The sequence below is a fragment of the Bradymonas sediminis genome (assembly GCF_003258315.1).
GTDB classification, from domain to species: domain Bacteria; phylum Myxococcota_A; class Bradymonadia; order Bradymonadales; family Bradymonadaceae; genus Bradymonas; species Bradymonas sediminis.
This window is the reverse complement of record NZ_CP030032.1, coordinates 1,715,451-1,736,868: the sequence shown is the minus strand read 5'-3', so window position 1 is coordinate 1,736,868 and position 21,418 is coordinate 1,715,451. Positions and strand designations below refer to the sequence as shown.

Sequence of the window (21,418 nt, the reverse complement as noted above, 5' to 3'; positions counted from 1 at the left end):
TTTGACACCCGACCCGACAAATCACGAGGTTCAAATTTGTCTCCAATTCAATGATGTTTTCCAAACACACGCGGAGAGGATGATGGAAACTCAAGAGATGAACACCACGAGTACCGCTCAGATGAAAAACCTGCCGGATCTAGGCAAGGAAGGCTACCGCTTCGTCGCGGGAGAGCCCGTGATTCAGCCGTTTATCGAGGTCTTCGAACCCCACTATTTTAGCTCGCCCATTCAGATGTTCGCCAAGGCGTTGATCAATACCCCGATCGAGTTCGGGACGGTCAGCGGGCTCATCGCGAATGAGCCTGAACACCACGAAATGAAGCATCTGAATCATCCCGCCGGCCAAACCTCGGCAGGCTTTGAGATTCCGCTGGTGATGCACCCGCATTATGGCGCGATGGTCTGCGATGCAATCTGGGCTTCAGGCGGAGAGGAGCTTCATGAAAGCTTAGAGGCGACGATTCACAACGCCCGGGAGCAGCGCAACCTGCTCAGCGATATTCTCTCCGACTCCCATCATTTGCGGGACCAAGAAGTCTCGATGGGCATCTTCATTATGCTGATGAGGGCCGAAGCCGAGCAAGTGCCGAAGGACATGGACCTGGACGGAGTCTGGCTGTGCGGCGCGTCGAATTTTTCCATGATCGTTCCAAAGATCTGCGATGCGATGGCCGCGCACGAGCACAAACGCCCGAGGAATCGCTCAAACCCTCACGACCTCGAGTTTTGCAACTATGGCCCACGCTTTATCGCGTCGATTCGCTCGCTCACGCGCGGCGGCGCGGCCACCTACACCTCGGGGCTCGAGGTGCTGCTTCACTTCGACGAAATCTAAGAAAAAAGGAGCCGAAATCATCTCGATTTCGGCTCCTCGCTCAACGCTACACGATAAATTTACGCCCGCTTAAACTCACATAAACAAGGCGTCGACAAAGTCATCTGCCTCGAAGGCGCGCAGGTCTTCGACGCTCTCGCCGATGCCGATATAGCGCATGGGCGCCTCGAGCTGGTCGCAGATGCCCAGGATAACGCCGCCGCGCGCGGTGCCGTCAAGCTTGGTCAACGAGATGCCGGTAATCTCAACGGCTTCGTTGAATTTCTGCGCCTGAAGGATGGCGTTCTGACCGGTGTTGGCGTCGAGCACGAGCATCGTCTCATGGGGCGCGCCGTCGAGCGCCTTGCCGGCGACACGCGCCATTTTAGCCAGCTCGTCCATCAGGTTGACATTGGTCTGGAGACGCCCGGAGGTGTCGCAAATGACCACGTCAAAGTCTTCCTCGACGCCACGCTCAATGCCCGAGAAGAGCACCGACGAAGGATCTGCGTCGTCGTCGCCCTGGTGAATCGGGATATGAGTACGGTCGGCCCAAACCGCCAGTTGGTCGACGGCGCCTGCGCGGTAGGTGTCACCGGCGACGAGCAACACTTTTTTGCCCTGCGCGGTCAGCTTGGAGGCCAATTTACCAATGGTGGTCGTTTTACCGGCGCCGTTCACCCCGACGACCAACATCACGAAGGGCTTGTGATCATCGAGCAATAGCGGTGCTTCGTGTGATTTAAGCAGGTCGGAGCAATACTCCCGGATGAAGCCCCAGATGCGGGCCGGGTCCTGCTTCTCGTCACCGCTCAGCCCTTTCTCAACCGCGTTCATAATCGCCTGGGCGACGCGCGGTCCGATATCTGCCGTGAACAAGATTTCTTCGACCTCATCGACCATATCGGCGGGCAGCTGCTCGCCGGAGAAGAGTCCGCTGAGTCGACCGATAAAGCCGCCGCGGGTCTTGGCCAATCCCTGGGCAAGGGTCTTCGGCGCTTCTGCCGGTTCTGCGGCGGGCTTTGACTCGACCACCGGTTCAGGCTTGGCTTCGACCTTCGGCTTCGGTTGTGCTTCGGGCTCGGGTTTAGGCGCAACCTCGGCTTCGGGCTTGGCGGTCGTCTCTTCGGCGACCTCCTTTTCCTCGGCTTTGTCGGCGACGTTGATCTTGGGCTTGGGAATCTTAATCGCCAACTTCGGCTTTGCGCTGTCTTCGCCCTCCTCGCCCTTAGCTGCGGGGGTTTTGGGCGCAAGCTTCGAGAAATCAGGCTTCTTCAGCTCGATTTTTCGCTCGGCCTGCGGCTCAGAGGCGTCGTCGGATTTCTCCACCGGCTCGCTATCAGCCGCCGCCTGGTCGGCGTCAACGTCTGCCTTGGGTGTCACGTCCGCGACCTGATCAGCCTCTTCGGCGGCCGCAGCTTTAACTTTCTCGGCGGCCTGTTCCGCCGCTTCGCGGGCGGCCTTTTCGGCCTCTTCGTGCTCGCGATGCGCGCGCTCGGTCGCATCCTTGGAGGTCTCGCGGCGCACGGCCTTGCTCTTGGTGGTGACCCGCGCCGACTTGATGCGCTTGATCTCGGCCAGCGACATATCGTCGGTGATTTCAACCGGCCCATCGACCTCGATGCGACTGTCGAGGACGTTTTTGGTTGGAATATGGTCGTCGTCGGTGGACTCGCGCGGCGGGGTAATCTCGGGTTTCTTCGGGCGCTTAACCACCTTCACGATTGCATAGATGGCGATGAGCAACACCACCACCGCGATGGCGATGATGATCGTCATCGAATCCCCCGACGCTGCCGGAGCCTGCGCAAGCACTAAAAGTGCAGGCACATTCACGGAACTCGCAGCAGGAATCTGCGCGTCGCCAACCGGGCTCTTCTCACCACTATTTTGATTATGTGACGTCATGCGGCTTCTCGAATTTTGGGCTAATGAACCGAAAAATCTAATTATATGAAAATCGATGCTAAGACAAAATCAATCTTTTTAAATAATACGACACTCTTAAAACATGAGGTCATATCAGGAAGCGTGCTGTTCGTCGATCTTATCCCCGCGGGCAATATCGTCGAGGCGCACCGAAACAACCTTTGAAACGCCGGGTTCTTCCATGGTGACGCCGTAGAGAGCGTCACAGACTTCCATCGACCGACGATTATGAGTGATCACGATCATCTGACTCTGGGCGCTGAGCTCGCGCACCATCTCGGCATAGCGCCCGACATTGGCCTCATCAAGAGGCGCGTCGACCTCGTCGAGCACCGAGAACGGTGTCGGCTTGAGCGAGAAGATTGCGAAGATCAAACTCACCGCGGTCAGCGCCTTCTCGCCGCCCGACAGCAGCGTGACATTTTGCAGGCGCTTGCCCGGGGGGCTGACCTCGATATCCACCCCCGACTCGAGCACATTCTCCGGGTCGGTGAGCATTAGGCGGGCGTGGCCGCCGCGGAAAAGGCGCGGGAAGAACTCCTGGAAACGCTCGTTCACCGCCTCGAAGGTCTCACGGAAGCGCTTGCGACTCTCGCGGTCCATGCGACGAATCGCCTTATTAAGGTCGTCGATCGACGCCTGAAGATCGAGCTGCTGGTCGGCGAGGAACTCCTCGCGCTCGCGAGCCTCCTCGAATTCATGCACGGCCATCGCGTTGACGGCGCCCATCTTATCGATATCGCGGCGCAATTGCTTAATGCGCTCGTCCCGGGCAGCGATGCTCATCTCGGCCTTCGACGGATTGGCGTCAATGTACGCGTCGGCGATCTGCGAGGCCTCGAAGAGCCCCATCTCGAAGCGCTCCATCAGGTTGCGGTCCATATGCTCGATCTCGATGCCAACCTCCCGCAAGGACATCTCGATCTGCTGCAGGCTTCCGCCCTCTTTCTCGACTTCGTTTCGGCACTCCAGGATAGCAAGCTCCAGGCGACGCACTTCGTTCTGCACGAGCTCAAGGTGCGCGCTGACGGCCTCGGCGTTCTCCTTCGCCTCCGCATAGGCTTTCTCCAACTCGACGACCTCGGCCGCCGTCGACGTCGAGTTATCCTCGAATTCGCGAAGGCGCGTGGCCTGCTCTTTGGCCTCTTCGTCGAGCTTAATGATCTGGCGCTGATTTGACTCGAGCGAGCGCTCCAGGCGCTCGACGCTCTCGGTTAAACTTCGACGCCGCTCAGAGGCCTGGGCCAACTCGACCTTATATTCGGTGGCGCGCGCCTGGGCCTCATCGAGCTGAATGCGGAGTTTTTGGCACTGCCGATCCTGCTCCTCCAATTTGCTCTCGAGGTGCGGAATCATCTCCACAAACTCGGCGCTGCTATCACCGAGGGCGGCCGCATCCGCCTCGATTTTCTTCAAGCGTTCCTCGAGGGGTTTGACTTCGGCACGGATGCGGAGCACGCGTTTTTCTGCCCGCTCAAGTTCGCGCTCCTCGCCGACGACCTCCTGCTCGATACGCCGTTTTTCAAGCCCATATTCTTCGAGCAATTTGCGCGCGGCGCTCACGCTCTCTTCACCGAATTTTACTTTATCTTGAAAGGCGTCCAACTCTTCCTGGGCGTCAATCTCCCACGCCCGGACCTGCTCTAACCTCTCCTGCAACTCTTTAAGTTCCCGGGCCTGGCGCAACAGTGACTCGGCCTGGTCGCCGACATGGCCGCCGACGATACGCCCGCTGGCGAACTCGATATCCCCCTCTCGAGTCGCCCAGGCCCGCGTTTCGCTCTGCTCACCGCCACGATCCACGCTCGCCAAATCATCCACGATCTGCAGACCCTCAAGCATCGCTTGAAACTCTGTCACCGGATCATCTGCGGCGTTTTCCAGGATATAAAACCCGGCGCGGCCGATCTTCTCGCGGGAGAGCATCCCCACCGCGTCCATCGCGGCCTGGCGATCGGTGGCCACGATATCGTTAAAGACTTCGCCAAAATACGCGCTGACCGCCGCTTCGTTCCCCTCGGGGACTTCGATAAGTCCGCCGACCGGCCCAAGAATCGCGCCGCGCGCTTCAGCCTCCGTCGCGTCCTCGCCAGCGCCACCGCCCTCGCGCGCCCACTCCAGCACACGCTGCACGCCCTCGGTATATCCGTCGCCGCGCCGACGCATCTCGCTGAGCGTTTGGACGCGGGCCGAGACCTCGATTCGCTCGGCGCGGTACTCCTCAAACTCCTCGCGCACGAACGCGAAATTCTTCTGGGCAGACTTCAGCCGCGCCTGCGCCCGCTCGAAGTTTTGCTCACCTTCGGCCCGTTGCTCCTCGCTGCGCTCGAAGTCCATGCGCAGTCGATTGAGCGCGCGCCGAAAGTCCTCGACGTCGCGCTCCGCGCCCTCGATCTCGTCGCCAATTTTGGCGCGCCGCATTTTAATCTCGTCCTTCTGGCTCACCAGCCATTCACGGCGGTCGCGCACCCGACGAATCTCAGCGCGGGTATTCTCAAGCTCGCTGCGGGCGCTGTTTCGCAGCTGTTCTGCCTGACGAAAAGTTTCCTTTAAGGCCACGAGCTCGGCCTCAATACGCTCGAGTCGAATCTTCGAGTCCTCCGGGCCGTCGTCGAGGCCCTCCAAGTCGGCGCGAACTCGCTCCAACTCGGCTTTTAATCCACCACGGCGCCGGACCTGATCGGCGTGCTCACTGAGCGCGCGCTCCTGGCGATTTTTGGCCTCAGCCAGGGAATCAGCGAGGTGCTTGCGATTGGACTTTGCGAGGTTGAGGCGTGTGTCCAGCTTATAAAAGTGCTCGGTGCTCTCGGTATTATTGCGCTCCGCGACGAACGCCTCGATCTTCTGGGTCGACAGCTCGGCCTCGAGCTTCTTGAGCGTTTCTCGCGCTTTCTCGGCGGTGCCTCGCCCGGACTCGAGCGCCTTTCGAAATTTGGCGGCCTTCTCGGAGAGCACATTTCGCCGGCCGACGATGGCGCTGATCTCAAGGACGCGCAGCTCCTCGCTTAACTTCTTAAAGCGCTCCGCGCGCTGGGCCTGACGCTCCAGGCTGCGCAATTGCTTCTTCACCTCGGCGACCACGTCGTCGATACGCTGAAGATTCTCCTGCGCGCGGTCTAATTTTCGCTGGGATCGGTCGCGCTGGGATTTATAGCGGGTGATGCCGCTGGCCTCCTCGATGATCAGGCGGCGTTCGCTGGGCTTCGCGCTGACAACAAAGGCGATCTCGCCCTGCTCGATCACCGAATAGCCCTGCTTGCCAAGGCCGGTGCCGGCGAGCAGGTTGCGGATATCCATCAGCCGGCACGGCGTTTTATTCAGGAGATATTCACTCTCGCCGGAGCGGTGAAGCCGCCGGGTGATCGAAATCTCGGCCATCTCACGGAATTCGCGCGGAATCCCATCGCTCCAGATATTGTCGTCGGCCGCGCCTTCTTGCAGCGCCGCGTCATCGAGGTCTTCATTCGCGTCGAAATCCGCCGCCGCGTCTGGCTCGTCAACCTCATCCCGTTCGCCATCTTCCAGCCGGTGCGCCTGAGCACCACCGTCATTGAGCAACGCCGCGTCGGCCTCGTCTTCGACAGCGACCGCTGCATCGCTCGGGCTCAGCGCCTCTTCGTTCTCAAAGGTCAGCGTGACCTCGGCCATCCCCGCGCCGCGGTGATTCTGGCTGCCGGCAAAGATGACATCGGAGAGCGCCGCGCCGCGCAGGCTTTTGGCCGACATATCGCCCATCGCCCATTTCAACGCGTCGACGACATTACTCTTGCCGCAACCGTTGGGCCCAACGATGCCATTCATATTATCGCTGAGCTCAATGGTGACTTTATCCTTAAAGGATTTAAACCCCACTAATTGGATACGGCGTAACTTCATAAACTCTTCGGGTCGGCGACAAACTCTCCAGACACGCGGCCGCAAGGTGCGGATACGGGCGTCAATAGCATAGGGGTGAAAGCGCGAGAGCGCCAGATTTTCTGGGGAATTTGCGCGCGCAAGCATTGGTGTTATCGTCGGCTATTCGCCGAGCGCGTGAATCCTAGACGCGCGGCTCGAATAGTCCAGAAACAAACGCGATTGTGCTGCGAATTCCTAAAATGAGTGAGCCCTATGAAGATTCGATTCTTTCTAATGGTCTGTTTTTGTTTTGGCCTCTTCCTATTCAGCGGCTGCGCCGACGATGCCTTCGACGGGGTCGGCGACACCTGCGCGCACGACCGCGACTGTCCGGCACCTGGCACCTGCCTGACCGGGGGCGACTATCCCGGTGGCATGTGCTCGGTCGAGTGCAATCACTCCGGCCAGTGCCCCAGCGCCACCGAATGCATCGATAAGAGCGGCGGGGTTTGCCTCTTTAGGTGCGACTCCAACCGGGACTGCCCGAATAATTGGGAGTGCTCCAGCGAAAAGCTTCGCGGCAACAAAGACGTCAAGGTCAAGATCTGCATCGGCGACTGAGCCGGCAGGCGCTTATTGACACAAAAATGCCAGCGCTCCTTGGAGGGCTGGCATTTTTGCGTCGTGGGTCAATCCAACGCCTCAATCCACCCATAGAGCTTCTTCATATCCGGCGGCTTGAGCAGGTGGTTATCGAAGCCCGACGCCTCCAACTTCGCGGAGTCTCGCGAATACCCACTCACCGCGATAATGAAGATATCGCGGTCGCCAAATTCCTGGCGCAATTTGCTTGCGACCTCATAGCCGTCCATCTCGGGCAGGCCAAGGTCGAGCAGAATCACCCGCGGCTTAAAGGTCCGCGTAAGCTCAATGCCGCTCGCGCCATCATTGGCCATCTTCGCCCGGTAGCCCTTCCTTTCGAGCAGGCGCACGAATAATTCCCCGAGGTCGGGCTCGTCATCGATGATGAGCACACGCGTGGCTTCGGACTCTTGACTCTCGTCAGGTTTGGCGGTGTCGGTCAAATCTGCTCCAGGCTTCGTCGGTTCGATCTCAATCGAGGGGTCAAGAGGAAGGCGAAATGTAAATGTACTGCCCATGCCCAGACCCTCTGAATACGCTGTCAATTCCCCCTTATGCATTTCGACCAGCTCTTTGGCCAGCGGCAATCCCAATCCGAAGCCGCCTTCGGCGCGATCAAGGGTGCGCTTCGCCTGAGCAAAGAGGTCGAAGATGATTGGCATAAAGTCATCGCCAATCCCCGCGCCGCTGTCCTTCACCAGAAATACAGCGTGGTCGTCCTCCTTTTTCAGCTCAACCTCGATCGAGCCGCCCTCGTCGGTATATTTGACGGCGTTGATGAGCAAATTCTCCATCACCTGAGCCAAACGATTGGCGTCGCCGCATAGGACAAGCTCGCCGTCGGGCGCAAGCTGGACGCTTAGATACTGCTCTCGCTGCTCGGCCCGGGGAAGCACGACCTCGACCGCGTGGCGGGCGACCTCGGTCAAATCTAGGGGCTCATTCTCTAAGGCAATCTTCCCCTGAATGATCCGGGTCATCTCGAGCAACTGGTCCAGCATGCTGGTCATGCGGTCGAGTTGGCGCCGCATCATTCGCTGGGTGCTCTCCTTCTTCTCGGGAGACTTCGATTTCTCGAGGAATTCCAACCCATAAGATAGCGCCGCCAGGGGGTTGCGCAATTCATGGCCGAGCATTGCCAAGAACTCATTTTTTCGCGCGCTCTCTAACTCCAACTCACAACTGCGTTGTTGCATCATCGCCGCGTAATTTCGTTGCTCCGTCACGTCCTCAATTGACAGCAAAATCTGCTTGATATCACCGCCGCCCACCATCGTGTGGGCGTTGATGCGCAGGACCCGCTCGCCCCGTGCCGCGCCAAAGTCATGCACAACCTCATAGTTGATGACCTCGCTCTCTTCGGGGAGCACCTCGACCAGGAGATCGCGCAAGCCCGGGATATCCCAGCGCCCCTGGCCGACATCAAAGATGCGCACGCCTTCGACCGGGGTTGCCGTCTCCATAAACTGCTCTTTGAAAAACGCGTTCGCGCGCGTCACGCATAGATCCTCATCGAGCACCAATAAGGCGGTCCGCACGGTGCGAATCACCGCGTCGGAATACTCACGACTCTTCTCGGCCTGGTTCGCCGCTTGGCGGGCCTCGGTGATGTCGCTAAAAGTAATGCAGACCCCGTCGATCGCCCCGCTCTCGTTGCGATAGGGCAAGATCCGCTGCTGATAATAGTTGCCGTCGTCGGCGCGCACCTCGCGCACGTTGAGCTCACCGCTGACAAGCACCGCCTGGGCGAGTTCGACAAGATTCCGCTGGTCGTAGCGCTCCTTCACCTCGGAGATTGGGCGCCCTATATCTGCGGATGCCAGGTGCATCACCCGGGTTGCGGCTGGCGTGAAGCGGCGGATATTGTGGTTGCTATCGAGAAAAATCGTGGGGATATTGGTGCTGACAAATAGATTTTTGAGGTCCGCGTTGAGCACGCTTAACTCGGCGTTTTTCTGCTCCAGGGCCTGATTGACCGTGAGTAATTCTTCGTTGAGCGACTGCAACTCCTCGGTCGAGCTCTCCAGCTCCTCATTGGAGGATTGCAACTCTTCGTTGAGCGAGAGGAGTTCTTCGTGATGCGCTTGATAGCTTTCGGAGGTCGCGTTCAATCGCTCCAGGAGATGCTTCTTCTCGACATCTGCCTCGCGCACCTGGGTCTCAAGCCGCTTAACGAGCGCCCTCTCGCTGCCCCCGCGATCCTCAGAGCTATCAACACTCGGCGGCGTACGAAACATCACCAGATAAAGCCCCTCCCCACCCGGAGTCGCGGCGAGCGGCTCGCATAGACAGGTCACATCCATCGTGCGCTCGCCCGATTCGAGCTGCATTACGCTGGTCTCGACGCGCTTCGAATCGCGCATCGCCTCTTTGAGCGCCCCCTGAACGCCCGCGTAGAGCCCGGGGCGAAGCCACGAAAGCAAATCCAAATTCGCGGTGCCGGTGGGCGCGCGCAGGTACTCGTCGGTGGGTCCGTAAAAATGGCGAATTTCCAGCGTTTTGGTGATAATCACCACCGCCGGGGCATAGTGGCTTAGAATATAGCGGTCGAGTGAGCGCTCCTGGCCGTGCGAGTCGTCGAGCACCGCGAGCTCCGGGGGAGCCGCCGCATTGGGACGCGCCCGCTCAGACGGCACCCGCTTCGCCGGGTCGGGTCGAGCATCGTCAGCCGATTCGCCGCTCGCCTGGAAAACGCGCAAATGTTTGGAAACCGCGTCTAACGCCAGCTCACTGCCTGAGATGGACTCCGAGGTCCCCAGCACCAGATAAGCGCCGGGGTTCAGCGCGTAATGAAGCGCTCTTAACGCGCGCTTTTGGGCCTCGGACTTCAGATAGATGAGTAGGTTGCGGCAGGTCACCATATCCATGCGTGAGAACGGCGGATTCTCCAATAGGTTATGCTTGGCGAATGTAACCGCGTCGCGCAATCGTGGGCGGACCCGAAAGTGCTCACCGCGGCGCTCGAAATATTGGGCAAGATGCTCCGCCTGCACGTCATCGGCAATGGCCAGCGAGTAGCGCCCGCGCCGAGCGACGTCGAGGGCGCGATCATTAATATCTGTCGCAAAGACCTGGACGCGCGCGGACTTATCGGCCGCGTCGAGTTCGTCCAAAACGAGCATCGCCAGGCTATAGGCCTCCTCACCGGTTGAACATGCGCTTACCCAGAAGCGAAGCTCTCCATCGTCGGCGACGCCTTGCACAATCTTTGGGATGACCGCTTCTCTCAGGAAGGTCCACATCTCGGGGTCACGGAAAAAGCGCGTCACGTCAATCAGCAGGTCCTGATGAAGAGTCGCCAGCTCCGCCTCATCCGTCCTGAGACACCGCAGATACTCCGCCGCATCGTCCACCCCGTTGATCCCCATGCGACGAGATATACGCCGGATAATCGTACCGCTACGATAATCCTCAAATGACAGCCCGAAATGCTTGGAGAGCAACCTTAAAATGCCGGCAAACTCATGGGAGTCGGCCGAAATCTGGGAGCTATCCTCTTGGTAGGAGAGCGCATGTTTCGCCTCAATGACGCCATTTAGCGGGGCACTGGCCGCGCGGCGCTGGCCGACCCGAGCCGCCAGGTACGGGCCAATTTCATGGGGACGAAGCGCCTTGTCGACGACCTCGGCCTTGAGCGCGGCCCCCGGCATCCCGGTAAAGTCCGAACTCTCCGGGCTCTGGACCAGGCTAATGCCCCCTGCCCGCTTGATTGCGGTGAGCCCACGGGTCCCGTCATCGCCGGTCCCGCTGAGCACGACGCCGATGGCATACTCGCGTTTGTCGCTGGCCAGACACTCAAAAAGGGTATCGATAGGCTTTCGACGCGTGGCGATTTCTTCGCGCGGGCTCGGCGTGGCAATATCATCGGCGAGGTCGACCACGGTCCCCGGCGCAATCACATAGACATGGTTGGGTTGCAACGGGGTCGCCGCGTCAATCGTCGACACCGGCATTTCGGTGCTGCGCTCGAGCAATGCGCCGAGGTGACTTTCCCGCATGGGGTCTAGGTGGAAGATCACCACAAAGGCCATGCCCGTGTCGGCGGGAAGATGCTCAAGCAACGCGGTGCACGCGCCCAGCCCCCCCGCCGACGCCCCGATCCCGACCACGCGCAGCGAATCGTGTCCCCGCTGTCTCACCTCGGACCTTTGGTCCTTCTTCGCCTTAACGCCGCGCATCGCAAGCCTCGCCCACATTCTTAGTGATAAAATTATGACAAGCAGAATCAGTCGACAAACATATTTTATTGGGAGAATAAGCTACAGCCTCACGATGCAGATGCCAAGAAGGGAATCGCGCGGAGGTTGGGGAAAGCGGGGGGGGAAATGCGGGAGAAAGCGGGGGGGGGGACTGCGCCCGGGCCAGGACCCGGGCGCGGCGTCATCTTAGCGGGTCAAGACCGCGATGGACTCGATATGCGAGGTGCGCGAGAACATATCGAGCAGCGTTAAGGAATCGACCTTCCAGCCGCCGGTGGCCAGGGTCTTGAGGTCACGGCCAAGACAGGCCGGGTCGCAGGAGACGTAGACGATGGTCGACGGGCCGTCCTCGGCATCGGCCAACTCCTGACAAACCGTGGTGGCGCCGGTGCGCGGCGGGTCTAACAAAACCAGGTCAAAGCCTTCGGCGCCCGGCCACGGGGTCTTCACGAGTCCTTTGTCGAGGTTGGCCTTGGCGAAGGTATAGCGCTGCAAGCCGGCCAGGCGCGCCAGCGCGTCCGCGCTCTCCACGGCGGCGGCGCTGACTTCCAGACCGACGATCTGCTCGACCGACTCGGGCATGGCAAAGGCGAAGTTCCCGCTGCCGCAATAGAGCTCGAGCACGGACGTCGCCCCGCTGGCTTTGATATGCCCGGTGACCTCGTCGACCAAAACGCGGTTCATCGCCTGGTTGCTCTGGCGGAAATCGCCCGATCCAAGGCGTGCCGCATGAACCGGCACGTGGGCCAGGATCTGGTCGGCGTCGACCGCGATATCGCCGTAGATCACGTCTTCGTTTTTACCCACGACGCGAATGCCGCGGATCATCGGGTTCTGGTCGACCGACTGCATAAATGCTTTGAGCGAGCGCGGCAGGTTAGTGCGATAATTGGTCTCGGGGACCAGGGTGACCATGACGCTGGTGGCGCTGGCAGTCTCCAGAATAATATCGCAATCGCCGACATCGCGAAGGGCCGGCTCGAGCGCGCGGCGCACCTGGTTGAGCAGGGAGTTGGTGATCATGCAGTCGTCGATATCGACCAACTGCTTGCTCTGGGCGCGGTAGAAGCCGATCTTATTGGGCTCAAGCGCGCCGGTGCGCTTGTCGCGATGGGCGCGCTTTTGGTGGAAGACCACGCGCGAGCGGTAGCGGATCGCGGCGGGCGCCTCGAGCACGCGCGCCTGGGGAATCTCGACCTTGCTGATGCGTGAGATCGCCTCCCAGGCGGCCTCCGTCTTTAGCCTGAGCTCATTTTCGTAGGTCGTGTGCCAGAATTGGCATCCGCCGCACTCATCCGAATAGGGGCATTGCGAGGCGACGCGCTGCGGCGCCGGCTCAACGACCTCCTCGATGCGCCCACGCGCGAAGGATTTCTTGAGCTCGAAGACCTCAATATCGACCACTTCCCCGGGAAGGGTGCCGCTGACGAAAACGATCCGACCGTCATCGAGATATCCGATGCCATCGCCGCCGTGGGCGAGTCGGTCAATGGTGACACGTTGCGAATCGTTGAGTTCAATAGTCATCTAGAAATCCAAGTGGCCTTTAGTTTGCGGCCGGTTGAGATGAAGAAAAGGTTTCGACCGCTTGGGTCGAAGAAGGCTTTTGAGTTGAAGAAGCGCTTGAGGCACCTGCGCGCGCCGAGGCTTGCTCGGGCTGCGACATCACCTGCGAAGAGTCGTCTAACATCGTTTCGGCTGAATCCCCAGCGTCATGACGATGAAGGATGACTTGAAGCCGCTGCTCAAGCAAGGCGTGGAACGCCGGGTCTTCGGCGCTGCTGGTGCCCATCAGGTCCAAAAGGGCTTTGAGCTCGGGGTCTGCGACGAATTGCAGCACCAGATAATTTGGCCCCATATTGGACTGCGCGCCCGCCGGGGCGCCGAAGTCGACCGTCTGATTCCCGCCCAGCAGATGAGCCGGCGACAGCTGGCCCCCGGCCGCTCGGGTATGCGTGACCAGGCCGCGGCGAAGGGCCATTTCGGTGTCCTGGCCGGCGGCGTCGCCGTTGAGAATGTCGGCCATCTCACGGCGGGCCAACAACATGCTAAGAATGCGCCGGTTCAGCCTGCCGCGCGCCGGGTCGCTCGCCCAAGCGCCAAGCTCGCTCAGGTCGACGTCAAAGGCCTTCGTGATATCGACGCCCGGCAGGTCGCGCGCGGCGCTGGTGCAGATGGCGATGAGCTTGAGGATATCGGGCGGCGCGAGTAATTCGAGCCACTGATAGCCGTGAAAACGCGCGTTCGACGCGATCGTCGCCAACCCCGAGAGCTCGGACTCGCCGGCCTCGGCCAGCAGGTTGTCGATGATGGCGAGGCTGTGAGCGCTGACGTCGGGGTCGAGCCGCGGCGGTGCGCCAATCGGCCCGGGGGTCACGCCGCTTCGCCAGGCGCCGCGCAGTCGGCTGAGGCGGTCGGCCAAAAACGACGCGTCGCCCTCGCGACGCCAACGAGCGCGCTCGAATCGGCCAAGATCGGCCTGCGCGTCGCTTAAGCCCTCGCGCTGTCCGAGCAGCGCAAACTCCTTAAGTTCATCTTCGACCTGGCAAAGGGCCTCGCGTGTCGCCTCACTCAGCGCTGCCTGCTCAGTCGCGGTTAATTCGAGCGCCGCGAAGTCGCAAATATTGACCAGATGCAGGCAATAATGCGCATAACTAATCGCCTCGCGCAGCGTGCACTCGCGCGCCTCGGCCAGCTCGGCGCATTCGCCGCGCAGATAGTCAATCCACGGAGATAGGCTGCCAAGCGGCGCCCCCCCGCGCAAATAATCCAAACACACGCCGCGGGTCTCCATCAGCGCAGATGCGAGTTGAAGCAGGGACTCGTCGGCGCGGAAGACGCTAAAGTCGCGCAAAAAAGCGGCCCGGGCGTCGGCCGAAGCGAGCCACGCGGGAGGCGCACCGGCCCCGTCGGCGGCGATGGGCGCAAAGGCCAGCGCCGCGCGCACCGCGCTGATGAAGCCCATGCGCTCCATATTCGCGGCAAGTCCGCTCTCGAAGCGGCGCGATTTCGCCGCGATATTCAGGGTGCCTGCGCCCATCAGCGCGCCGGTCTCATCGGATTCATCGAGCCCGGCGAGCACCCAGATGGGTTTGCTCAAGGACGCGATTTCGCCCGTGAGGTCGGACGCGCGCCAGGGCTCGATGGCGTCGCGGAGACGGTTCAGCAAGGACGGCGTGGCCGCCCCGCCATGCTCTCCGGCGCCGGCCTCCTCGCAGCGCTCGGCCGCGGCGGCGAGCAAAAAGGTATCATCTACCAAGGCATCCCGGAGCCCCTGGGCGTCGAGATCGCCCAACGCGGCCAGGCGGCGCTCGGTGTGCGCGAGCGCGCAAAAAATATCAAGATGGCGGTCGGGATGGGTGCTTGCGTCGCGCGGGGTCGCGCTAAACGCCGCGCCGCCGGCAGCGGCGAGCGCGTCCAAACGGCGCGCGATCATCTCTTCGCTGAGCGTATTTCGCCCGGAAGTCTCGAGCAATTGACGCGCAATCGGCGCATGGTCGGTCTGGGGCTCGGCGGAGGCCAAAAACGCGGCAAGCCAGGGCAACGCCCGGGTCATCTGGGCGGTGATCTGTGCGTTATGCGCGGCGTCATCGTTCTGGCGCGCGCCCCAATAATTAAGCAACGCATGGCTCAACACCCGCAGCGCCGCGTCTGCCTCGCTATCGCGCTGGGTATCGGCGTGTACTAATTGTTGGAAAAGCTCTGCAAAGCGCTCGCGCTCATTGCGTTTCATAACCATCCCTGGTGATGCGTCGGTGCACACCGCTCGTCCGTGAGCAGTTTTGCGTGATCTTAGTCGTCGAAAGGCATGAAATTCAAGGCCTTTTTTGTCCCGGGGGCACAATATCGGCCCATTGGCCGGCATTCGGGCATCCGGTGAAACTACTGAATCAATATGAAGTGATTATAATTGTGTCGGTAATAGGGGCGCGGGGCGATCGCGTTGGAATTCGCCTCGCAGAATAGTTCGCGCACCGATGACGCCAGGGGGGTACGATGAGAATTCAGAGAACGAATGACCCGCAGGATGAACAGCTTTTTGATGGACCGGCCAATCGCGCCGCCCAACCCAAGACGCACCACGATTTTGGCCCCTGGTTTCACAACCTCCACCTACCCGACGGCGACCAAACCTCGCCGCGCCATCCCATGGGTGATTACCCGGCGAGCGCGTGGGCAAAGATCCGCCGCGCCCTGCCCGAGAGCCTCGAGGATTGGAGCGTGCTCAACGTCGGCTGCAACGGCGGGTATTTCTGCCTGGAGCTCGCCGCGCTGGGCGCGCGGGTGCTGGGCTGCGACCGCGACCCGCATTGCGTGCATCAGGCGCAATGGGCGGCCGAACAATTCGGGCTCAGCGACCGCATCAAATTCAGGCAAATGCACGTCTACGAGATCGCGCGCTCGGCCGAGCGCTATGATCTGGTGCTATTTATGGGCGCATTCTATGAGCTTCGCTACCCCGCGCTCGCCCTGGACATCATGGCCGAGCGCGCCGATAAGACGCTGATATTCCAGCCTTTTTCTTCGATTTCACCCTTTAAAAATCAAAATAGCGCCCCGATGCAGCTTTCGACCCTTGAGGGGCTCGGGTTCGAGGTGTCGAGCATGGGGCAGGACGAGATATTTATCTGCCAGCGTCACCCGGACAGCAGCGCCCTCCCCCAGGCTTGGGACCCCCAGTGTGCGGCCGAGATCGCCGCGGCGGTCGGGCCGCGCTACCACCGCATCGAGCGCCCTGCCCGGCCACTCAAGAATTGACGAACTGACCGAGCTGGCCGCGGGATTTCACCCGCGGCCAGCTCTCTTTTGCAGGAGGGAAGCCGTGACTATTTCACCGGACACACCAACAAATACGCATCGACGCTCCGAGCGCTCATCGATCACCGAGCCCCCCGAAGGCGCCAGCTCAAGCTCCCGGGGAGCAAAGGTCTTATGGATGTTCTTTCTGGTGGTCTTCGCGATGGCAGGGATCTATCTGGTCGCGATCATCTTCTCACTCGGCGTCGAGCTAATCACCGACGGGCCGCCGGCCGACACCGTGCCCAAACAATCAGCGCCGGTCTCCCCGGTGCAACCGATTCAGCCAATGGATGACAAATAACGCACCGGTGCGCCTTTTTTAGGTGTTCAACAGGTCTTGCACCGCGTAGCACAGCTCGTGGGAGGTAAAGGGCTTTTGCAGCTCCGCCGACCCCAACTCGAAGATACTAGGCGTGCGCTGGCTCGACAAAAACAACGTCTTGATTGAGGGATGCAGCCCGCGCAACCCGCCCAAAAGCTCCCGGCTCAGGGGCTTTGGTAGATTTCGGTCAATCACGACCATCGTGAAAGGTGACGCGGCCTGCTGCGCCTTGTCGAGCGCCTCGGTCGGGCACGATTGGGTAACACAATAGCCCTGCTTCTCCATCACGTAGACGATAAGCTCGCGGACCTCCGGGTTCTCGTTGACCACAAAAATATGCGTGCCCTCGCACTCCATGTTCATAACGAAGCCCAGGCTCTCGCTGAAGTTGTCGATACTCGAGTCGGCCGCGGGGAAGAGCAGCGCGAAGCAACTACCCTCGCGCGGGGCGGTCGTCAGCTCAACTTCGCCGCCACATTCGTGCATGATGCTCCGTACCGTCGCCAGCCCCAATCCCGTGCCATGCCCGACGCCCTTGGTGCTAAAGAACGGGCGAAACGCTCGCTCGGCGTCCTCCGGGGTCATGCCGCAGCCGGTGTCACACACCCTCAACTCGACATATTGGCCGGGGGTAAGGTGGGCCAGATGCCTGGGTCGGTCGCTGCCGATGAAACGAACGCTTGTCTCGAATGACAAGACCCCGCTGCCGTCCATCGCGTCGCGCGCGTTCATCGCCAGATTCATCAACACCTGGTCGATCTGATTCGCATCGGCGCGAATATTTGCCAGGTTCGGCTCGAGCAGCGCCTCCAAGCGAATCTCGTCGGAGACCAGACTCTTGAACAAATCCTCGAAGGCGATCACCCGGTCATTGAGATTGAGCACGCGCTCGCACCCCGACTCCTCGCCGCGCGCAAAGAGCAACATCTTGGACACCAAATCCGCCGCGCGCCCACTTGCGTGCGCGATCTTCTGCAGGTGTTGGCGCTCCGGGGAGCCCTCCAATTCGTCAAGAACGATGCGGCTATAGCCGGTAATAATGGTCAAAATATTATTAAAGTCGTGAACGACCCCGGCGCTCAGCCGCCCGAGCGCCTCCATCTTTTGAGAGTGGCGCAGGCGCTCTTCGATGAGGATCGACTCGGGATCGGCGCTGCGCCATTCAGTGATATCGTTCAGCGTGAAGACCAACAATTGCCCCCCATCCTTGGGCACGACCTTGGCCTGCATCAGCACTTGAAGCACGTCATTCGCCCCGGTTTTAAGGCGCATCTCACAGGTCTGAACGCCCTCGCTTTCGCGCAAACGTGCGAAGAAATGCTTGAACGCCTCCGCGGAATCGGCGAGCAGATAGTCCCGCAAGGCGGTGCCCAAGAGGATATTACCCGACGGCTTCAGGAGCTCGAAAGCACGTTGATTCGCCCGAAATATCTGCCCGAAAGTATCGACAACCAGAGTCGCCGCGGGGGTGATCTCCAGGAGCTGAAGGTCGCACTCCAGGGACCAACCCTCGCTCTGCCCCACACCGCCGCATGTCGCCTCATCCTGGGCGAAGCGCTTCGAGAATTCTTCACTCATGTCGAACATCAATCGAGGGGCATGTTATTGAAATCAATGGGCGTCTCGTGACAATCTCCACGACAAAACCACGGAGAAAACGTGCGGGTTCTGCCGCAACGTTGGTGTTCAACCAACAACTGGACCACAATTTAAATATAGAGGGATTGTACCCCGATTCTAAGCATAAAAAAAGCGTCAATATTTGTCTAGGTTGCGAGCCCCCCACTAACCAGTAGGGTACCATAGCCGCTGGCGATTCACCCCACCCGAGACTTTGCGATAAGCGCCGGGATTGGTAGTGAGGATGAGAATGCCCCCATCCCGGTACAAAGAATGAATGAACCCGACAATAGAATGCACCCAGACCCCTCGCCGGACGAACTCGGCGCGCAAGAAGATCGCCACGAGCTCGCCGACTTCTCGCTGCGCAGCGCCGCCGAAACCTACGAGCAGATTGCGTTGGCGCCGCCGACCTTCTTGTCACGGCGAATGAGAGGGATCGGCGCCGCCCTGCTGGGCACGATGCTCTGGTTTCATGAGACAATTCTTGCGACATTAACATCCCCCGACACGCCTACTGACATGCTGTTGATGGTGCTGGCCCCGCCCTGTGCCTATGTTTTGTGGATCTTATGGCGAGCGTGGGACACGCCCAAAACACCACGCATCATCGTGTTTGGCGCCGAGGAAGTTGAGCTGCCTCTGAACCCAAATACGAAGCGAAGTGCGTCCGTAAACTACGGAGATCTCCACGCGATTCTATCGCTTTCACGCCCCAAATCGAACGCCGTGTTAATCGACACGGGTGAACTCACGCTCGGGTATGAAGACGCCGACTTCGCCAAGGCGCATCACCCCGACGCGTCCGGCAAGCTCAGCGGCGAGTTAAACCGCCGCATTCTCGCATTGCCCAACCACCAGGCCGTGCTCGACCGAATGCGTACGCGGCACGAAGTCGCGATGGCCGCCACGAAAACCCCCACGCCGGTCACCCGCGCGATCCTGGCGATCTTGGGCGGCTACTTCGCCCTTGAGGTGCTCAGCGGCGCCCTGACTGAGCCCTTCGGCTTGCTGCGCCTTGGCGCCAACGCGCCCGCCCTCATCGAAGCAGGCCAATATTGGCGACTGATCTCGGCCAACTTCCTACACGGCGGGTGGGTGCATTTATTCTTTAACGGCATGGCCCTGTATTTCCTGGGTATGATGGTCGAGAAGCTTCTGGGCTCGTGGCGCTTCTTGCTCATCTATATGACCAGCGCGATCGCCGGGGCGGTCGGCTCCTGGGTGTTGGGCGAGGCGGCCCTATCGGTCGGCTCATCGACGGCGATCTTCGGGCTCTTCGGGGCGTTTCTGGCGATTCATCTGCGCTATTGGAGCCAACTCCCGCCGCCCTTTCGCCAGTCTAAAAAGTGGTGGGGGTTCATCATTGTCGTCAACGGTGGATTGCCGTTTCTCGTGCCAGCCATCGACTCGGCGGCGCACGTCGCCGGACTGATTTCAGGACTGCTGATCACCCTTGCGATGCTGAAGGCAGCCCCGGTACTGGCTCCCAACCGCGCCGCCTCCAAGCTCGTCACGACCCTGGCCGGTGCGGTGTCCGCGCTAACCGTCGCCGGCCTGGTCTTTGCCGGAATCTATGCATTCGACCCACACCCAAATGACGCTGAAAAGGTCTTCGCCAGGCTTTATGAACAGGCCGTTGGCGCCGAAAACGCACCCGAGCAGATAAACGAGATCAGCTGGATGATCGCGATCGATCCGAAGTCCGAGCGCTCACGCGTGCTCATGGCCCGCGACGCCCTGAGCGAGATCACCGACCGCGAGACCGGCCGCGTGGAGCTTCGCGACACCCTGGCGACCCTGGAATACCGCCTCGCCCGCCTGTCGTCCGGCGAGGCCCGCGTGGAGGCCATCGACCGCGCCGTCGCCCTCGAAATCGCGTTACTAAACAGCTCCAAACACGACCAAACAGACCCATCTCTGCGGGTGTTTTTCGGCGCCCAGCTTGCGCGATTTTTGCGCTATCGCCATGTCATCAACCAGCCCAACGACCCGCTGGGCATTCTGGAAAATGACGTTCAGGTCACGCTCGACGAAGATAAAAAGCTCATCGAATTCGAGAATCTTGGCCACGTCCGCGAAGATATCGCCGTCTACCTATTGGTCCGCAGCGACGACGAACTTCTGGGAATGCTACGAGGCTGCCTGCTCCGCGGCTCCTATGAATTCGCGAACCCGAGCTACGGCCTGGCCTCGATCTATCGGGGGATTGGAGCCGGCGCGCGCCTGACCTTCGAGCCAGCGCTCATACGAAAAGCCCCCGCCTGTCGTGTCGACATCGAGGAGCATGAAGCGCGCGTTCCCGAATTTTGGCCGCTCACTCAGGAAGTAAAAGAACTCCCCTGAGCCCTCGCCGCCTTCAACCAGCGCCCATGCCCAGCCGCGCCGCGACATCTTCGGCGAGCATCGCGCGGTAGCGCTCGCTCGCCCACAGGCGGGCGCGGCGGGCCTCGTCGGTGCGCGTCAACTCGATGAGGATGCCCTCTCCCGGCCAGGCGTTCGGGATGCGGTCGAGCCATTCAACGCAGCTGATCGCCGACGGTTCCTCGACATAATCCCAATACCCGATCGACTCCAGGTCATCGTAGCTCTCAAGGCGATAGAGGTCGATATGCACCATCGGCGGCTGCGTCTCATAGTGATTGAGCAGCGTGTAGGTCGGGCTTCGGGCCTCGAACCCCGGGGATAATTGCGCGACCATCGCCTGAACTAGCGTGGTCTTACCGGCGCCGAGGTTACCCAGCAGGCCAATAAAAACGCCCTCGCCGAAGACCTCGGCCAGCGCGCGCCCGAGGCGCACGGTCTGGTCAAGGTCATCGAGGTCGAGGGAGAGGAGCGGAGCTTCGGGCAAGCCGAAGGCGTCAAATGGAATTTCAGGCATGCCAGGCTCGGCAAATATGGGGGGGGGGAAGGCGCTGTGACCCGCTTAGGAGCGATTAAACCCGGGGCGCGAATCTTTGGAACCCGCGTCGAAGTCCTCATGGCGCACGCCGAAGAGACTGTCCGCGTCCACAAAATAACGCTGCTCGTCGGTGGTAACTGCCATATAATTCTCGGCAAACCGCACGCTCTTGACGCGCACCACCGGCATCAGCGTGTCACCGGCAATCAACAGAAGCGTGACGCGCTTGGCCTCGGGAATGAGGATCTCATTGCCTTCGGCGGCGGCGTCAAATTGCGAGGTTAAGATGTCTTTGAGTGTTTCGGGACGCATGGCGTGGCTCCTTTGTGGACTGAGCAAATAAATGAGTC

General features: G+C 60.5%; 13 protein-coding genes. 5 read left to right on the top strand and 8 right to left on the bottom strand.

Annotated elements, in window-relative coordinates; translation table 11 throughout:
- Nucleotides 1–97 precede the first annotated feature (97 nt).
- Nucleotides 98–838, top strand: a complete 741-nt coding sequence (locus DN745_RS06480) for a hypothetical protein (protein WP_133622069.1) — start codon at nucleotides 98–100, stop codon at nucleotides 836–838.
- A gap of 75 nt (nucleotides 839–913) precedes the next feature.
- Here DN745_RS06480 and ftsY read toward each other — a convergent pair whose 3' ends face one another.
- Both ftsY and smc read right to left on the bottom strand, forming a co-directional pair.
- Nucleotides 914–2,725, bottom strand: coding sequence for a signal recognition particle-docking protein FtsY (gene ftsY / locus DN745_RS06475; RefSeq protein WP_204355100.1), 1,812 nt, complete (start codon nucleotides 2,723–2,725; stop codon nucleotides 914–916).
- A gap of 114 nt (nucleotides 2,726–2,839) precedes the next feature.
- Nucleotides 2,840–6,622, bottom strand: a complete 3,783-nt coding sequence (gene smc / locus DN745_RS06470) for a chromosome segregation protein SMC (RefSeq protein ID WP_162687513.1) — start codon at nucleotides 6,620–6,622, stop codon at nucleotides 2,840–2,842.
- Between the two features lie 234 nt (nucleotides 6,623–6,856).
- On the opposite strand from smc, the gene DN745_RS06465 reads away from it, so the two are divergent.
- On the top strand, nucleotides 6,857–7,204 hold the full coding sequence (locus DN745_RS06465) for a hypothetical protein (RefSeq protein ID WP_111333142.1): 348 nt from the start codon (nucleotides 6,857–6,859) through the stop codon (nucleotides 7,202–7,204).
- Between the two features lie 68 nt (nucleotides 7,205–7,272).
- Here DN745_RS06465 and DN745_RS06460 read toward each other — a convergent pair whose 3' ends face one another.
- From DN745_RS06460 to DN745_RS06450, 3 genes are all read right to left on the bottom strand, one after another.
- Nucleotides 7,273–11,364, bottom strand: coding sequence for a CheR family methyltransferase (locus DN745_RS06460; protein ID WP_162687512.1), 4,092 nt, complete (start codon nucleotides 11,362–11,364; stop codon nucleotides 7,273–7,275).
- A gap of 246 nt (nucleotides 11,365–11,610) precedes the next feature.
- Complete coding sequence (rlmD, locus tag DN745_RS06455; protein WP_111333138.1) at nucleotides 11,611–12,951, bottom strand: 23S rRNA (uracil(1939)-C(5))-methyltransferase RlmD; 1,341 nt, start codon at nucleotides 12,949–12,951, stop codon at nucleotides 11,611–11,613.
- A gap of 19 nt (nucleotides 12,952–12,970) precedes the next feature.
- A complete protein-coding gene (locus tag DN745_RS06450) occupies nucleotides 12,971–15,157 on the bottom strand; it encodes a hypothetical protein (protein WP_111333136.1) in 2,187 nt (728 codons plus the stop codon).
- Nucleotides 15,158–15,420: 263 nt separating this feature from the next.
- Between DN745_RS06450 and DN745_RS06445 the strand changes: the two genes are divergently transcribed.
- The gene (locus tag DN745_RS06445; protein WP_111333134.1) at nucleotides 15,421–16,182 is read left to right on the top strand and encodes a methyltransferase domain-containing protein; all 762 of its coding nucleotides are present in this window, start codon (nucleotides 15,421–15,423) and stop codon (nucleotides 16,180–16,182) included.
- Nucleotides 16,183–16,246: 64 nt separating this feature from the next.
- Nucleotides 16,247–16,525, top strand: coding sequence for a hypothetical protein (locus tag DN745_RS19260; protein WP_133622068.1), 279 nt, complete (start codon nucleotides 16,247–16,249; stop codon nucleotides 16,523–16,525).
- Between the two features lie 18 nt (nucleotides 16,526–16,543).
- Here DN745_RS19260 and DN745_RS06440 read toward each other — a convergent pair whose 3' ends face one another.
- Nucleotides 16,544–18,124, bottom strand: coding sequence for an ATP-binding response regulator (locus DN745_RS06440; RefSeq protein WP_162687511.1), 1,581 nt, complete (start codon nucleotides 18,122–18,124; stop codon nucleotides 16,544–16,546).
- A 336-nt stretch (nucleotides 18,125–18,460) separates the two neighbouring features.
- On the opposite strand from DN745_RS06440, the gene DN745_RS06435 reads away from it, so the two are divergent.
- Nucleotides 18,461–20,512, top strand: a complete 2,052-nt coding sequence (locus DN745_RS06435) for a rhomboid family intramembrane serine protease (RefSeq protein ID WP_162687510.1) — start codon at nucleotides 18,461–18,463, stop codon at nucleotides 20,510–20,512.
- A gap of 13 nt (nucleotides 20,513–20,525) precedes the next feature.
- Here DN745_RS06435 and tsaE read toward each other — a convergent pair whose 3' ends face one another.
- A complete protein-coding gene (gene tsaE, locus DN745_RS06430) occupies nucleotides 20,526–21,047 on the bottom strand; it encodes a tRNA (adenosine(37)-N6)-threonylcarbamoyltransferase complex ATPase subunit type 1 TsaE (RefSeq protein ID WP_111333128.1) in 522 nt (173 codons plus the stop codon).
- A gap of 45 nt (nucleotides 21,048–21,092) precedes the next feature.
- The gene (locus DN745_RS06425; RefSeq protein WP_111333126.1) at nucleotides 21,093–21,380 is read right to left on the bottom strand and encodes a hypothetical protein; all 288 of its coding nucleotides are present in this window, start codon (nucleotides 21,378–21,380) and stop codon (nucleotides 21,093–21,095) included.
- Nucleotides 21,381–21,418 lie beyond the last annotated feature (38 nt).

What these genes read in the sequence shown, in the direction of transcription:
- DN745_RS06480 (WP_133622069.1), top strand. Translation starts at nt 98, where the DNA reads ATGAACACCACGAGTACCGCTCAGATGAAAAACCTGCCGGATCTAGGC.
- ftsY (WP_204355100.1), bottom strand. Translation starts at nt 2,725, where the DNA reads ATGACGTCACATAATCAAAATAGTGGTGAGAAGAGCCCGGTTGGCGAC.
- smc (WP_162687513.1), bottom strand. Translation starts at nt 6,622, where the DNA reads ATGAAGTTACGCCGTATCCAATTAGTGGGGTTTAAATCCTTTAAGGAT.
- DN745_RS06465 (WP_111333142.1), top strand. Translation starts at nt 6,857, where the DNA reads ATGAAGATTCGATTCTTTCTAATGGTCTGTTTTTGTTTTGGCCTCTTC.
- rlmD (WP_111333138.1), bottom strand. Translation starts at nt 12,951, where the DNA reads ATGACTATTGAACTCAACGATTCGCAACGTGTCACCATTGACCGACTC.
- DN745_RS06450 (WP_111333136.1), bottom strand. Translation starts at nt 15,157, where the DNA reads ATGAAACGCAATGAGCGCGAGCGCTTTGCAGAGCTTTTCCAACAATTA.
- DN745_RS06445 (WP_111333134.1), top strand. Translation starts at nt 15,421, where the DNA reads ATGAGAATTCAGAGAACGAATGACCCGCAGGATGAACAGCTTTTTGAT.
- DN745_RS06440 (WP_162687511.1), bottom strand. Translation starts at nt 18,124, where the DNA reads ATGAGTGAAGAATTCTCGAAGCGCTTCGCCCAGGATGAGGCGACATGC.
- DN745_RS06435 (WP_162687510.1), top strand. Translation starts at nt 18,461, where the DNA reads ATGCACCCAGACCCCTCGCCGGACGAACTCGGCGCGCAAGAAGATCGC.
- tsaE (WP_111333128.1), bottom strand. Translation starts at nt 21,047, where the DNA reads ATGCCTGAAATTCCATTTGACGCCTTCGGCTTGCCCGAAGCTCCGCTC.
- DN745_RS06425 (WP_111333126.1), bottom strand. Translation starts at nt 21,380, where the DNA reads ATGCGTCCCGAAACACTCAAAGACATCTTAACCTCGCAATTTGACGCC.